Consider the following 15,091-nt stretch of genomic DNA (forward strand, 5'->3'; position numbering starts at 1 on the left):
CTGGTAAAAAAATCTTTTCTGTGATAGCCAAAATACTCCTGATTTTTTCCCGCCGACCCACCACCTCCACCCAATTAGGGTGGGGCCCGCAACTTTTACGGAGGACTTTGTCGGAACTACGACAAAGGAAGATTCTCAAAGAAAACGGTTCGAGAAAAAATTTTGAATGCTATCGTGAAAATGAAAGATTGCGGGTTCATAGGAACTCGGAAAAATAGGACCTCCTCTTTTTAAACCGACTTGGATTTCTTCCGCGAGCGCCAAATCTTCCGCGATCGTTTTAAAAAAGAAATCCGCGTTGTATTCCCAATGACGACGCATCCTTTGAGTTTTCGCTTTCTGCGGAATCAGAATCGCCTGTGTGCAAAAAGTTTTTTCTCTCGAAATCGGTTGAAAGTGAATCATCGCAAAGTGGTCTCGAAAGATGACTAAAACGGTGGAAGGAAATAGAAAGTAAGTGATGATCAGATCCTTTCTGGTCGGAGTCGAAACACTTTCAAAGGAACGATTCGGAATTAAGATCCTGCTATGCTCGTCGATCGGATCAAAGATCGAAGCGTTCTTTGGAATAACCGCCGCGACCGAATTCTTATGAACCGTTGAGATATGATAGGATTCCAGGAAAATCTCGACTCCCACTTTCCAATTGAATTCTCCCTCCGTCGTTTTGATTTCATAAGGAACATAAGAATCTAACTCAAAGTTTTTCAATTCCTGAAAAACAGGTTCTAAATGTTCCAGTGCATTTTTTTGGAAACCGACGAACAGAATTCCCGCGAAATTGCGGATTGGAATTTCGATGAGTCCTCGCTCGGGCACCTTACATTCTGAAGTGAGCAGTTTTCCATCCAATGCGTAAGTCCAACTGTGATAGGGACAAACCACCTTCTTTAAAGGTTTTTCCCTCTTTTCGGAAACCAGCCTGGTTCCTCGATGTATGCAGGAATTATAATATGCCCGGATAACGTTCTCCTCGTCTCTTAAGACGAGAATTTCCCGGTTGTGAATTCTACAAACAAAATGATCACCGGGCGCTTGGACCTGATCTTGAAAACCCGCAACGGCCGCTCTTTCATCAAAGAGAATTTTTTCCGAGGAGTATGTCTTTTCATCCGTATAATACTCCGTCTTTAGAACGGCGCGATTTTCGGCTTGGAGTGATTCAATAGTCGAAACTTCGGGCATCCCAATCCGACTTTGCCTCAGGATTCGTTCCAAGACTTCGGATGAAAACGGCAATGACTTTGGTCTGGATAATTCTACGGTTTCTTTTTCGAACATCAAAAAACATCCTAAGTTAATATTGGATAAATGTGAAATTACGAATAAAATAACATTCTACTATTCTAAAATTGACTTCGTATTTTTAAAATTGTGTCAATTTTGGAACGCAAGGCACGTCGCATGAAATGGCTTATTATTTATCGGGAATGAAGTTATAATTGAGAGTTTTAACGTAAAAAGAACAACGGTTTTCAAAAAGCCGAAAACCGTTTAAAAGTAGGAAATCAAAGAGATTGGAAAATGGCCTTGCTTGGATTTGGAGAATCAAACCCTTCCTGAGTGCAAGTCTGCTCCGCGTATCCCGGATCAAACCCGAACCCGTCTATAGAATAGTAACTTCTTGTTGTAAGTCCGGAAGCCGACGGGTATGTGCATCGGCCGGTTCGGTTCGTCGCAATGTAGGCGGCATTCACGCTATTGCAGCCTGAAGCGGCTTTTGCGGTTGTTCCGGTTCCCATAAAATCATAACATCTTCTTTGACTGTCGATCTCGTTAAAAGTCGAGGTTGGAGTGATCTGTCCGTTTGCAATATGAGTTTTGAAGTTAGTCGGCAATACCCCCGAAATGAGCTTAATCTGAACGATATACGTTCCCGCCGTCAAATTGACTTTTTCGAACTCTGAATCGCTTCCTGTTCCCGTTGCTAAAGAAGTTGCCGCGGAGGTCGGAGACGTGTAGTAGAATAGATCCAGGTTGGCGCCTTGATATCCGAAAATATTTACGATATGATCTCCGTTGGACGGGGTTGTAAAGGTATAAAAACTGCTTATGTCCTTGGAAGAAACCCGTCCGATGAGCGCGTTCGGTTGGTTGAGAGCGATTACGGGGGCAGGTCGATAACGAATCGTTTTGGAAAGAACGTTTGCACCCGATTTAGTAATCACGATCGGAACCGTAGTGTTTTCGGAAATGCCCGAAATCGAAGGCATGGAGAATGTTAGAGTATTAGAATTTACTAAATTGACTCCGCTCGCGCTGGTTCCGTTGATCGTAACGGAATATTGAGAAGCGTTTCCGGAAAAATCGCTTCCTGTGATCGTAGTCGTGCTCCCGGGAATTCCGAGTTCAGGGTAAAAATCCGCCACATTCTCCGAATTTAGAATCGTATAAAGCATCAGAAGAGAAGTCGTGTCGTCGTCCGAACCCCCTTTTTTACAGTCTGAAAGTAAAAGTAATAGAATCGTAGTCAAAATCATTACGACTATTTTTTTCATCCAAAGAACCCCTTTTGAATATTCATCGTTGAGCGATGATCTACTTTTAGGATATCAGAGGGAATGCCCGAAATGAACCTCGGAAACTACGTAGAAATTGCCATAGAATCCGCGTTGGTACGGATTGCGGATTCGGATAAAAATACGCGTTAAAAGAAATTCTTATCGGGTATGGATGATTTTTATTCGTTTCTCATTTTGAACATCGCGTTGTTGCAGGAGAAACTCGCCTTCTTTGGAACGAGGCAGAGCATTAGATTTTTATGATTCTTTCGATACGCGTCCACAAAATATTGAGTCGTATGTTCTACGGCAATCATTCCCGCTAACTCGTGTAGATTTACGTTTTGATGGTTCTCAACCGGGTTTCCGCCGCGAAACGATTTTTCGGAATCTTTATTGAGACAAATATGCGTCGCGAAAGGTTGAAAGGTTTTCATCTCATCGAACGATAGATCCAAACATTTGACCGCTTCTTCCTCATGATGAATGACCGGAGTCAGATCGTAGTAGCCGGTTTGTATCTCCGGTCTTGAAAGCAAAAGCCATGGCTCCTCCAGAGGCGCGATCGAAGACGGATTCGGTTGACTTTCCGCCCAATTGCTATGAGCGTAAAAGTCCTGAATGATATGAGTCGCGTGCCCTAAATATTTCATCGAATCCGTAAAGAGTCCGGCCTTTTCGGATTTGGATTTTAAGTTTCTGAGTTCGATTCCGCATCCGAAGATATTGTTGTTATCGCAATGAAACGCTTCTTCGTTCATCATTTCCGAATCGGAACGAAGATTTCCTTGAACGATCATTTCTTGACAGTCGGCCCGGATTTCGTATCCGGTTTTTTCAGTGAAGTCGCGAAACGATTCCTTCAGGATCCGAATATGATTGAAAGACCCGGCCGGACCGAACGCGTTTAAGGAGAAGGAAGGAAAGATATCCAATAACAAAAAGAGAAGCGGACTTAATCCCGCAAAAGAAAGTATTTTTTTCATTGGTAAGTAACTACTTACTTATTTGACCTTCTCTTTTCGAAAAGTTCGAAATTTTTAATAAAAACTAGTTCGATCTCGCGAAAAAATTTAGATAGGAAGAAGGTTCTCCGTTTAGGAAGGGAGGTTTTTTGATAAGCGAAATGGGACAGAGAGGAAAAAAACTTTGCTCGGTCGGTTTACTTAGGGTGAAACTATTTATCAGTAGAATCGGAATTCGTAATTTTACTTCCTAAGAATTCAGTGAGATCGATCAATCCCTTGATGAATTTCAAATTGTAACGACTTTCATAGAGTAAAAAAATACTCGCGATGAAAAGAGCAACGCCTCCAAAGAGAGCCATCAGCGTTGCGAACCAGGAATAATCAGGAAACAAAGCTCTCGAAAATGCAAAGCCGAGGCTGGAGAGAACAAAGAGGGAAGTCGCCGTATAAAGAAACGCCATCGATCTCTGGATTAAGATCGCACGAGTTCTTTGAATTCTAAGTTGTACTTTGAGGTTCTCCATTCTTTCCGAGGGAAAGGGGAGTTTGCCCGCGAGAACTCCCTCGACTTCGGCCTTGAGAAGATTGACTCGATCGAAGATTCTTCCCAGACGATTGGCGGTGGAAAAGATCAGACTGGCGCAAGCGGTGATCATTACCGCAGGAGTGATCATTCCCGTTAGAATATTGGCGTTGGAAAGAGATTCAAAGAACACGAACAATCCTTGTTCCGCTCTTCTATTTTGTCGATCAGAATTGAACTTCTTTTTGCGATCTTCTCTGCATAAAGAAAAAAACGATTTAGACTTTTTCCGACCCGTTCGGATGGCCGTTGTATTGTTGTTAGGCGATCTTTTTTCCGAATACTGATTTTCTTGTCTTATAATTTTTTAATAAAGTTATAGTTTGCGAGATATTATGTTTTTGGAAAATCTTTAGGAACTGGAAATTTTAAGAGACAGGAGTTCTCAGTCTAAAGAGCGATTAGGAATATTACTAAAGTTAGATTTTTTTTACCTAAAAAAGAAGTCATTTTCAAAAAGAAAGGAGTCCTAGATTGGATTTGAAGATTAGGTTTCCGAGAATTGACTTTTATAAAAACCTATATTTTCTATAAATTCAAAGTATGAGGTTTAGTAAGAGAGTTTTACCCTTATTTTTCAAATTTGAGATGAAAAAAACTTGATCTGTGGGAGCGTTCGAAAAATAAACATGTAAGCAATTGCTTACTCTAAAGTTTCTGAAAAAGGCTTCCGATAGAGATCGGAAGAAACAAAAAAATCCTTTGATCAGATTTTCCGATTAAGAACGGGGTGCCCTTTTGTTTTCAACGATCAAACAGAAATGGAACGTTTTCGTTTCCGATTTCCAATTCAAGATTTTTTCGGTTTTTATTTTACCGTCGATCATACTTTTTACGGATCTTATACTCCGATGGAAAATCGTGAGTCAGATGGAAAAGCTACAGTGGTCCTATTATCTTCTTTCGTTTTTTTATTCGATTTTGATTTACTCGCTCGTCCTTCTTACTTTGAATCTATTGTTTTCCTTTTCTAAAAAACGCTACTACTGGGCGTTTCTAATCTATGCGAGTCTGGGCTACTCGATCTGTCTCATCGGTTCCTACGGTTATTATTTGTATTCGGGTATCATGCCGAATTTTTTCGTCTTCTCTTACATTTTCCAGGAACCGTTCAATAGTTGGACCATCTTCAAGGGAGGTCTTACAATCTGGAGTCTGATCGGTTTTGTTTTTCTTTCTTTATTCTTGTTTGTTGTCTTAAAAAATGCGTCTTCGTTTCCAAGACCGTCGCGTTTTTTAAAGAGCCGCTTTCTTTCGTTGAGTTTTGCGATTCTTCTTTTCGCCGCATTTTTTCATAACAACACCCGCTTTAACGATCAGATTTATGTTTCCGATACGAACTCCATTTCGTTTATCAATCGGAATCTTTACAATATGCTTACGGGAGACAGGCTTGGCTCAGCAGGTTTGCAGTCTAGAAACAAACCGATTCTTAACCTAAGTTCAAATCCTCCGAAGATGAACATTCTCGTTATATTGAGTGAAAGCCTTCGAAGAAAAAGTATGGGACTTTACGGATACGAAAGAGATACAACCCCCTTTCTCAATCGTTGGTCCAAAAATCCGAACGACGGTTCCGTTGTGGTATTCAAAAAGGCGTTTTCCAATTCAAGTTCCACTTTGATTTCGGTGCCGAGTTTGCTATCGGGAGTTTCTCCGATTCAACCCGTCTCACTCACCCACAGCGCTCCTCTTTTTTGGGAATACGGGCAGGCGGCCGGCCTTTCCACGTTTTATATCTCGAGTCATAGTTTTCGCTGGAATAATTTTTCCGGTTTTTTTAAAAATGCGGGAATCGATTTTCTTTGGAATAAGGAAATCAGCGGATTGAGCGTCTTTAACGATATCGGAATCGACGATCGCAAGACCGTGGAAGAGTTTGAACATCACGTCAAAGATCTTAGAGAGAAGAATCGGAACTTCGCCGGTGTTCTTCATTTGAATACCAATCATTTCCCTTATATCATTCCGGAAGAATCGATCGTTTTCCCGATCGGAAAAGACGCTTACGCTCCTTACGATAACTCAGTGAGGTATTTGGATCAACTTCTCGAGAATGTTTTTCATTTTCTTCAACGAGAAAATCTTTCAAAAAACACGTTAGTGATCTTTACCTCCGATCACGGTGAAGGCATTTTCGAGCACGATTATATCGGACATATAGAAAGCAATCATATCGAAACGGTTGCCATTCCGATGCTTTTTTTTGTTCCGGATTCTCTCAAAAAAACGATCCCGCTAGATCGTCTGCAAAAGAACACGGAGAGAAACGTCTCCAATACGGATTTGATTCCCACGGTGGCGGACATATTAGGAGTTTCTAATCAATCCGAAGTGAAAGCCTATCTTTCCAGGCTGGAAGGCCGTTCCCTTTTTTCAAACGTTCCGGATGATCGGCGTATTTTTATCGCCAATAACAATGAAACTTCGCTTTATCGGGTCGGAATGAGTTACATCCAAGGGAATCTTCATTACATGCTTCGTCTGAATGCGTTTCCTCCGGACGAAGAAGCCTACGATATTCAAGCCGATCCGAACGAGAAAAAAAATTTATGGCCGAATCTCGACGCGGAGAAAAAAAGAGAGATTCGAAAACAACTCGAAGCCTGCGGACTCTGTCAAGACCTCTATTCAACATCGGGAATCAAATTCTAAAATTCTAATGTAGCTTAGGAGAATTCAACTTTTCCTAAACTTACGGTTTGTTTCCCAGTTGAATCAGTTCCGCATCCGACGGAAAGACTACGTTTCTATTTAACAGATCGTAACTTAGGTTGAGATAAGCCTTGGCCTTTCTGCTCATCTCCTCGCAAACGGAAGGATCCTTTTCGCAGAAATTATTTTTTTCACGGGGCGGAATTATATTGTAAGAGAGGTCCTCTATTCCGTCGAAAAATCTCAGATAAAAATGTTCGTTTTCGATCCAACCGAATAGGTTTCCGTAGGCGAAATAGGCAGTCTCCGTTCTTCCCGGGGCCAAAAGATTTCTGCCCATCGCGGAAAAAACCGCTTTCTTGCCGACGAGTCCCAATATGGTAGGAATCACATCCAACTGTGAAGCGATGGTTTCGTCTAACGCGGGGGCGATTCTTCCGGGGGCGTAGATCAGAAACGGCACGTTTCTGTCTTCGTAATAGTCGAGATATCGATGGTGCGTATGATCCGCGACAAAAACGAAGATCGTATTCTTAAAATAACCCGACTTCTCGGCTTGTGTGATGAAGTTGTGGACCGCCCAGTCCGCGTAGTTATACACGTTTAGAAAATCGTAGTCTCTCGTTTCCGGGCCGAAGATTCGGAATTTTTCCGAAGGAGTTCTATAAGGATAATGGGTCGTGAGAGTCAGAGCCAATCCTAAGACCGGTTTTTTGGAGGAAGAAATTCGTTCATGCAATAATTGTAATACGTCTGCGTCGTCATATCCCCAGGCTCCGAGTTTAAATCTTCCGAGTTTTGAAATTTCCTTTTCGCCCATCACCGTGTCAAAACCCCAGTGAGGCATTAGGGTGCTCTTATTGTCGAAACTCAGATCTCCTCCGGTCACGAAAAAAGTATCATATCCCATTCTTTTGAAGATGCTTCCGATGCCCGAAAAATTTCCCAATACCTGATGCGTTCTGACGACCGTCAAACCGGGACGATCCGGAATTCCTGTGAGAATGGACATCATTCCGTTGGTGGTTCTTCCTCCCGACGCGATGAATCGATTGTAGAATCTTCCTTTTTTTAAAAGTTGATTGAAGTGAGGCGCGACTTCTTTTCCTTCCACAAGACCGTCGGAGATCGGCCGGATGAATTTTCCGGTCCAATTCTCGAGCATAATCAAAACGATGTTAGGCGGAGTTCCCGGATTGGTTTCCTTTTGAACCCTTAGGATGGGATATTTGTCGCTTACGAATTCTGCGCCCGGATATTCTATTTCCTTTCTGACGATCGCCACGGCTTCGTCGGTTTCCAATTTTAAGAATTTAGGAATGGATTGGCTTTTCAAATCCATGATCGAAGTGAAGACGCCGTTGAGAGCGATGTTGTTTACGAAGTTGTTTCCGGACACGATCGCGTTCGTTGCGCGGATCGGAGATTCTTGAATTCCGCCTCGGACCGCGATGACAGTAAGAACCAAAACGATTCCTATATGCGCTCCGTATGTTTTCCAGGATTCTCTTTTGTATTCGTAAGGATTGTATTTGAGAAAGAGCCAGGTCGATACAGGAAGAAATATAAGTAAGAATCCGATTCCTATGATAAACGTGGCGGTGTTTTGTTCTAAAGCAGATTTCAAAATCACACCCAAATCTTTTCCGATAAAGACGAATCCTTCGTAGCCGATGTGTTTGTTTGCGTTTTCAAAATAGATGATATCCGCGATCAAGTGCGCGATCATCCAGATTCCCAAAAGAATGGGAGTGTAACCCCAAAAAAAACGATAGACTTTGAAACGATTCAAGTAGGGAAGAACGGATAAGAACGCGAAAACGCCGAGGGTCATTCCGATTACCGCAACGTCGAATCGAAAACCCAAAAGAAACGCGACCGCGATTTCATCCAACGGAACTCCGTGAAGACGATACCAGTAAACCGAAAGAAACGCGACCTTGTATAAAAGTAAAATGACTGCGAAGTAGACTGCATAACTAAAAATCAATTTGAGATGAGTTGGGATTCGTTGAAACATTCTGGCTCTTTTAATTTTTTTGATTTGGGATTTCCGGACTCGTCTTCGGTCAAACCCGATTCTTATAATAAGCCGGAACGGAGGCAGGCGCTCAAGTCAAAAACGACTGAAATCGCAGGCGGATACAAGTGAAACCGATTACAAATCGCATACGGAGCTTTTACATTTCGACTAGGACGGAATGTTTTCGGAAGCCTTTCCCGTTCTCTGAAGGTTAAAAATCCGGATTTCAAAATTGCGTGTGTTGGACGCTTTTCTTTCGTTTTTTAAAATCGGGTCCTTAAAAAGGAGTTTCGACGCTTGACAAAAAAACCTTCTTTGATACTATAAGTGAGTAATCACTCACCATGCAGGAAATCAAAGAAAGTATAGAACTGGATCCGGGTTGGCCCGAAGGTCAAAAAAAGATCTTTTTAGCGGCCATGGAAATCTTTGCTCAAAAGGGGTTTTCCGCGACGACCACCGGAGAAATCGCCAAGAAGGCCGGGGTCGCGGAAGGGTTGATTTTCAAACACTTTAAGAGCAAGAAGGAGCTCCTCCTCAGTCTTGCGATGCCGATTATGGAAAGTTTTATCGCGCCTCTAACGCTCAAACGTTTGAAGGCGATCTTCTCTCAGGATTATGCGACTTTCGAAGAATTTTTGAGCGCGGTCTTTGAGGAAAGAATTTCGTTCATTCGTAAAAATAGAAACCTCATCCGCATCATCGTTCAAGAGGCCATGATTTCAGTCGAGATTCGTGCGATTTTAGAAAGGGTTTTTAAACAAAAACTCGCGCCGTTGATGATGGAACGTCTCAAGGAATTTCAAGAGAGAGGTCTTATCAAAGACATTCCCGTCTTATCCGCGTTTCGACTCGTCGCCACAAATCTTTCGGGATATATCTTTCTCACTGAAATTTTTTTCCAACCGGGGGAGGATTGGGAGGCTGAATCGGAATTGAAAAGCACGATCGAATTTGTCGCCGACGGTCTTACGCCTAAAAAAAATACGCGCTCGAACGTGAAACCGCAAACTAAAAAAAAGAAAACGTTCCCTAAATCTACAAAGACAAAGAAAAAAAAATAAGATGGAGTCGATCAGAATGAACGTCGTAGTCAACACAATCAAGTCTTTGTTTGGAATTTACAAGTCCTTACGGCTTCCTTATCGGATTCTTTACACGGCGCTTCCTATCGTAGTTTTGGTTTTGATCTTACAATTTAAGACTAAACCGAAATCGGAAGACTTCGCCATTTCGGGTCCGATTTCGGAAAAGGCTTACGGATTGGGAACCGTTCATTCCTTGGATACGTTTCGTTTTCGGGTCGGCGTTCCGACCAAGGTGACCAAGGTTTTTGTTCTCGAAGGGGACGAGGTGTTTCCCGGTCAGAGCCTTCTGCAGTTGGAAGGTCTCGCCACCGTAAGATCTCCGATTCACGGAATCGTTTCCGACATCGGTTATCACGAGGGGGAAGTCGCGTTTCAAACCGTGCAAGCCGTGGAAGTCTTAGGGGTGGGAGCAAAATATTTGGTCGTGGCTCTGGACGAACAGATTCTTCTTTCCGTAAAAAAGGGACAGACCGCGCTCATCCGTTTTGAAGGGAAGCCGAACGAAGTCGTTTCCGGAAAAGTTCAAGGAACCTTCTCCCACTCCGGTCAATTTTTTGCAAGAATCGAAGCGTTCCGCTTTCCGGACGGAGTTCTTCCCGGAATGACCGCCGACGTGGCGATCGAAGTCGGAAAGAGAGAGGGCGCCGTTTTGCTGCCGAGAAAATACGAAAAGAAACAGAAAATTATAATATTCAGAAACGGTAAATCTTCCTCGGTTTCTTTTACCCCGGGACTCAGATCCGAACAATTTATCGAAGTAAAAGAAGGGGATATTCTACCGGGAGACCGGATCTCCGAGGCTCCTTGATGTTGTTTATCGCACTCAGGCAAATGCTCGCCCGGGGAAAACAAACGATAACGACTCTTTCCGGAATCGTTTTAGGAACGGCCGCCTTTATCATCATTTCCGGGGTTCTGCTCGGATTTCGGGGGTATCTCATCGATCAATTGATCAACGCGGACTGTCACGTTCGGATTTCTCCGAGACAAGAGATCATTCGGGCGGATTCGATGGACGATCTTTTCCCGAAGGAAAACGTCTTTTGGCTTTCCCCTCCTTCGGGAAAACGCGGATCGACTCATCTGAATCAGGCGAGTCTTTGGTATGAGAGACTGGATCGTGATCCGGAAGTGGAAGCCTATTCTCCGCAGGTCAGCGGTAGAATTTTTCTCTATTCCGGTTCCAATCAGGAAGCGGGAAAGATCATAGGAATCATTCCTTCCAGACAAATTTTGATCACTCCTCTCGCGGAATACATTACGGAGGGAAGCGTAGAATCACTGAGCGCCGGGAATCGGCTGATCCTGGGGGACGGACTTGCCAAACTTTTAGGATTGGGAGTCGATAAAACCGTCTGGATCACTGCGGGTTTGCAGGAAAGGACTCCGTTCCGCATTTCCGGAATCTTTCGATCGGGAAACAAGGCATTGGACGACAGCATCGCCTACGGATTGTTATCCGAAGTTCAACAGTTGACCGGACAATCCGGAATGATCACTGACATCGCCGTCCGTTTGAAGGACGTAAACCGTTCCATCCAAAAAGCGGAGGAGTGGAAAACGCTCGGAGACGAAAAAATCTTTAGTTGGCAGGAAGCGAATTCGAGTTTTTTCGCGATCTTTAAACTTCAGGACGCGATTCGATATTCGATGACCGCGGCGATTTTGGTAGTCGCCGGGTTTGGAATATACAATATATTGAATGTGATTATCAATCAGAAAAAAAGGGAGATCGCGATCCTTCGTTCCATCGGGTTTCGGCCGAAAGAGGTTCTGACGATCTTTTTGATGCAGGGATTGATTCTAGGATTTATAGGAGGGGTCATAGGACTGATCGTGGGATTTTTAGTCTGTTTAAGAATCGAATCGCTCCCGTTTACCAATCCGTTATTCTCCGCGGGAGCGAGTTCGATGGTGGTTTCCTTCGCGCCTTCGATTTATTTTCAGGCCTTTCTACAATCGATGGTTGCGACCTTGATCGCGAGTTGGATTCCTGCGAGGTCCGCGGGAAAACTTTCTCCGATCGAAATTATAAGGGGAGAATAAAATGTCGGCCGCCGTTCAAAATGGAATCTCCGTTTTTAATCTTCAAAAAACGTTCGGCAATACGGAGATCATCAAAGGAGTCAGCTTAGATATCGAGGAAGGGGATTATGTTTCTCTTACCGGAAAGTCCGGCTCGGGCAAGAGTACTCTTCTTTATATGATCAGTTCTTTGGATCCTCCGAGTCAAGGAGCGATCCATATCGACGGAAAGGATATCTATCGGATGGACGAAGAGGAAATCCACGAATTTCGAAACAAAAGAATGGGATTTATCTTTCAGTTTCATTATCTTCTTCCGGAATTTAGCGCCCTTGAGAACGTGTTGATGCCCGCACGAAAAGCGGGACTTCTGAACGAGCATCAAAGTTATGCGGAACATCTCTTGGAAGAATTCGATCTCAAGGACAGAATGAACTACCGTATCAATCGACTTTCCGGAGGTCAGGCGCAGAGGGTCGCGATCGCCAGGGCCCTCGTGATGAATCCGAAGTATATCTTCGCGGACGAACCTACGGGAGCGCTCGATTCGGCTAACACCAAGGTGGTGATGAACATTCTCGCGAAGGTGAATCGGGAGAGAAATACTACGATCGTCGTGGTAACACACGATCCGGATTTCGCGGCAAAGACCAAAAGGCAGATTCATCTGGTCGATGGGAAGATCGTTTCCGGAAAGGAATGGGAGGCGGTCCGGAAGGTTTCGAAGGAAGCGCGGTGATTATTTGGATTTGAGAAAGTTTTCAGATAGGCCGTACGGAAGCGATATTAAATTCTACTTCCATGCTATGGAAGTTTCCTAAATTTAAGTCGGGTCAACTGAGGAGATGGGAATATCTGCTTCCCACGGGATCCGCGAAGGAAACCGAACAGACGGCGAAACGAATCATCGGAGATTCTTATCTTCCGAAGATGTCCACGCCCTTTCTCAAAATTCTTCCGGGAAAAATTTTACTCGAGAACGCAAACTTCCGTCAGGCGCTCGAACTTTTGGTAAGAATTCCTTGGGTCCGTGATTTCAGACTGAATTTAGGGATGTATCCTCTCAAACGTTCTTTTGATTTTAAAGAATTTGAAAATTCGCTTCGAAAATCTCAAATTCTTCCCGAGGATTGGGATCTTCAGTTTCATCCTCAAGTGAAGGGAATCACGGAGTGGACCCCGGAAGATCTAAAGAGGCTTTGGGAAACAGAGCATACGATTTCGCCTAACGGAAAAAGAACGACCGAATTGAACGCGATGATTTTGGACGACGAGATCGTGATGAATGTGAGTCTCGCCGGAGAACCGCTCAACCAAAGAGGAAAGTTCAAACCGCTTTCCAAGTCCGCTCCGATCCGGGAAGATCTCGCGAGATTTCTGATTCAGAGAATGCACAAGATTCTTCCGAACCCGGACGCGGTTTTTGTTCCGTTCGCAGGGACTGGAACTCTGATCCGGGAATCGGTGGATTCTATTTTTGGAATCGGATTTCCCCACTACCAGAGAACTTTTTTGTTTCAAGACATGGGAGAATTTCCCGAATCCACTTGGGACTTTCTCAAAAAGAAAACCCTAAAACCTCCGGGTAAAAGTCCGATTGCAGTCTGGTGGAACGAACTCAACGAAGAGACCTTTCAATATACGTTGAAAAGAATGGAGCAATATCAGGCTTTTCTAAAGGATTCTCGGATTTCGGATTCGATATCGATGCAGCATTGGAAGGGGGATTTTTTCAGCGGATCTCCTATCGAAATCTGGGAAAGCGCAGGCAAGCCGAAACGAATCTGGATGCCTCTCAATCCTCCTTACGGATTGAGAATGGAAGCCGGAACTACCAACTCCTTCTACAAAAAATTGGGTGAAAAGCTCAAACTTTGGTGGGAACTTCCCGTCGAAATCAGCGGATTGATTCTTTGTCCGGACGAAGATTCCTGGTCCATTCTCAACCGAAACATGGGAATCAAAACCGATACGATTCACGTCACTCACGGCGGAGTCGACCTTCGAGTCGTTTATTTTTAATCTAAGAATTTTTCGAAAAACATATTCTATTTTTTGAATGTATTTTTGTTCCCGTTCGAAGAATCGGAAATTTTAGGATTCTCCCGAATCTTGCGAGGCCTGGCTTCGTCCCTATGAACGATTCCGGCTTTTCGAATCCTTTTTTTCCTCGTAGAGAATTAAAAAAAGTTACGGGGATTTCAAAAATTCTTATAAAGAAAATAAGAATCAAAGTGAATCCGTACGTCTGCCATCCCAAAAATCATATTAGAAAAAAGTAACCTTTTTCAAAGAGCACACGAAACTATTTTCAAAGATAGGGCCGATCTCTGATTTATAAGTGAGGTATTTAATTTCGTCCTGATTTATTTTTTTAGGAATCGAATTCCGCCTTTTGAGAAAAGAATCAGAGAAGACGAAAGCTCTTTTAAGTCAAGTGGATCGGTTTTTAAGAATCATTTTATTTTATTCCGAAATATTTTGATTTACAAAAAATTAAGTCAATGAAGTAAACATTATGGCATAAATGTAGAATATGCGCGTTATTCGGCATTGGGGATGAAAATGTCGCCGTTATTACTTAAGGATTTCCTTTTGTCTTCGACTTTTCTCCTCGGTTTTGAATCCGCTCCTATCGATTTTTCGGAGGAAAAGGTTATGGTCGGAATTTGGGGAACTGAATCGAGTTTGTTTTTGTACATTCTCGTATTTTCTACTTTCTTTGTATTTGCGCTTCCTATGTTTTTGGTTCCGCTTCGATGGGCGGCCGTTTTGGGCTGGGAGATCCCGGCGCAGGGGAACTTATCCATCTATTACGGGCGCTGTCTCGCGAGCGTGATGAGTGTTCTTTGTTATATGGGATTTGTGGCGGCCGGTAACAGAGAGGTGCAACCGTTTTACTTCAACATTCTTCTGGGATGTTTCGGTTTGATGGTGATTGTTCACGCTTACGGAGGAATTAGAAGAATTCAACCTCTCAGTGAAACGATCGAGACCGGTTTTTGGCTGATCCTTTTTTTCTGCGGACTCTTTTTCTATCCGATATAGGAGAAGGGCTTGTCGTAGTTCCGACGATCCTTCCGTGAAAAGTCGGGGGCCCCGCCCTGAATTGGGTGGAGGAGGAGAGGTGGCGGGAAAACTCGGGAGACTTTCCTCTATCACAAAAATCGCATGTTGTCAACGAGGATTCTTTTTGTCGGAGTTCCGACGATTCTTCCGTGAAAAGTCGGGGGCCCCACCCTGAGTTG

Annotated in this window: 12 protein-coding genes; 7 read left to right on the forward strand and 5 right to left on the reverse strand. The window is 43.5% G+C overall.

Going from position 1 to position 15,091, the window contains the following annotated elements; translation table 11 throughout:
* Positions 1-135 precede the first annotated feature (135 nt).
* From CH376_RS21465 to CH376_RS21480, 4 genes are all read right to left on the reverse strand, one after another.
* Positions 136-1,281: an aromatic ring-hydroxylating oxygenase subunit alpha gene (locus CH376_RS21465; protein ID WP_100787732.1), complete on the reverse strand. Its 1,146-nt coding sequence runs from the start codon at positions 1,279-1,281 to the stop codon at positions 136-138.
* Between the two features lie 227 nt (positions 1,282-1,508).
* Positions 1,509-2,498: an IPT/TIG domain-containing protein gene (locus CH376_RS21470; protein ID WP_100787733.1), complete on the reverse strand. Its 990-nt coding sequence runs from the start codon at positions 2,496-2,498 to the stop codon at positions 1,509-1,511.
* Between the two features lie 182 nt (positions 2,499-2,680).
* Entirely contained in the window at positions 2,681-3,487 is an 807-nt protein-coding gene (locus CH376_RS21475) for a hypothetical protein (protein ID WP_100787734.1), read from the reverse strand.
* Positions 3,488-3,678: 191 nt separating this feature from the next.
* Positions 3,679-4,143 carry a DUF2721 domain-containing protein gene (locus tag CH376_RS21480; RefSeq protein ID WP_100787742.1) on the reverse strand — a complete coding sequence of 155 codons (465 nt, stop codon included), beginning with the start codon at positions 4,141-4,143 and terminating at the stop codon, positions 3,679-3,681.
* A 647-nt stretch (positions 4,144-4,790) separates the two neighbouring features.
* On the opposite strand from CH376_RS21480, the gene CH376_RS21490 reads away from it, so the two are divergent.
* Positions 4,791-6,707: a phosphoethanolamine transferase family protein gene (locus CH376_RS21490; RefSeq protein WP_100787735.1), complete on the forward strand. Its 1,917-nt coding sequence runs from the start codon at positions 4,791-4,793 to the stop codon at positions 6,705-6,707.
* 40 nt (positions 6,708-6,747) lie between these two features.
* On the opposite strand, the gene CH376_RS21495 is transcribed toward CH376_RS21490, so the two are convergent.
* Complete coding sequence (locus CH376_RS21495; protein ID WP_100787736.1) at positions 6,748-8,727, reverse strand: LTA synthase family protein; 1,980 nt, start codon at positions 8,725-8,727, stop codon at positions 6,748-6,750.
* Positions 8,728-9,074: 347 nt separating this feature from the next.
* On the opposite strand from CH376_RS21495, the gene CH376_RS21500 reads away from it, so the two are divergent.
* The 6 genes from CH376_RS21500 to CH376_RS21525 all read left to right on the forward strand — a co-directional run bounded on the left by CH376_RS21500 (position 9,075) and on the right by CH376_RS21525 (position 14,891).
* Positions 9,075-9,794: a TetR/AcrR family transcriptional regulator gene (locus tag CH376_RS21500; RefSeq protein ID WP_100787737.1), complete on the forward strand. Its 720-nt coding sequence runs from the start codon at positions 9,075-9,077 to the stop codon at positions 9,792-9,794.
* A 16-nt stretch (positions 9,795-9,810) separates the two neighbouring features.
* Positions 9,811-10,626 carry an efflux RND transporter periplasmic adaptor subunit gene (locus CH376_RS21505; RefSeq protein WP_100787743.1) on the forward strand — a complete coding sequence of 272 codons (816 nt, stop codon included), beginning with the start codon at positions 9,811-9,813 and terminating at the stop codon, positions 10,624-10,626.
* Positions 10,626-11,864, forward strand: coding sequence for an ABC transporter permease (locus tag CH376_RS21510; protein WP_100787738.1), 1,239 nt, complete (start codon positions 10,626-10,628; stop codon positions 11,862-11,864). The genes CH376_RS21505 and CH376_RS21510 overlap by 1 nt, the downstream gene beginning before the upstream one ends.
* A gap of 1 nt (position 11,865) precedes the next feature.
* Positions 11,866-12,582, forward strand: a complete 717-nt coding sequence (locus tag CH376_RS21515) for an ABC transporter ATP-binding protein (RefSeq protein ID WP_100787739.1) — start codon at positions 11,866-11,868, stop codon at positions 12,580-12,582.
* 62 nt (positions 12,583-12,644) lie between these two features.
* Positions 12,645-13,865, forward strand: a complete 1,221-nt coding sequence (locus tag CH376_RS21520; protein WP_100787740.1) for a hypothetical protein — start codon at positions 12,645-12,647, stop codon at positions 13,863-13,865.
* 543 nt (positions 13,866-14,408) lie between these two features.
* Positions 14,409-14,891 carry a hypothetical protein gene (locus tag CH376_RS21525; RefSeq protein ID WP_243394855.1) on the forward strand — a complete coding sequence of 161 codons (483 nt, stop codon included), beginning with the start codon at positions 14,409-14,411 and terminating at the stop codon, positions 14,889-14,891.
* The last annotated feature ends 200 nt before the right edge of the window (positions 14,892-15,091 follow it).

It is taken from the genome of Leptospira adleri (assembly GCF_002811985.1).
GTDB lineage: Bacteria > Spirochaetota > Leptospiria > Leptospirales > Leptospiraceae > Leptospira > Leptospira adleri.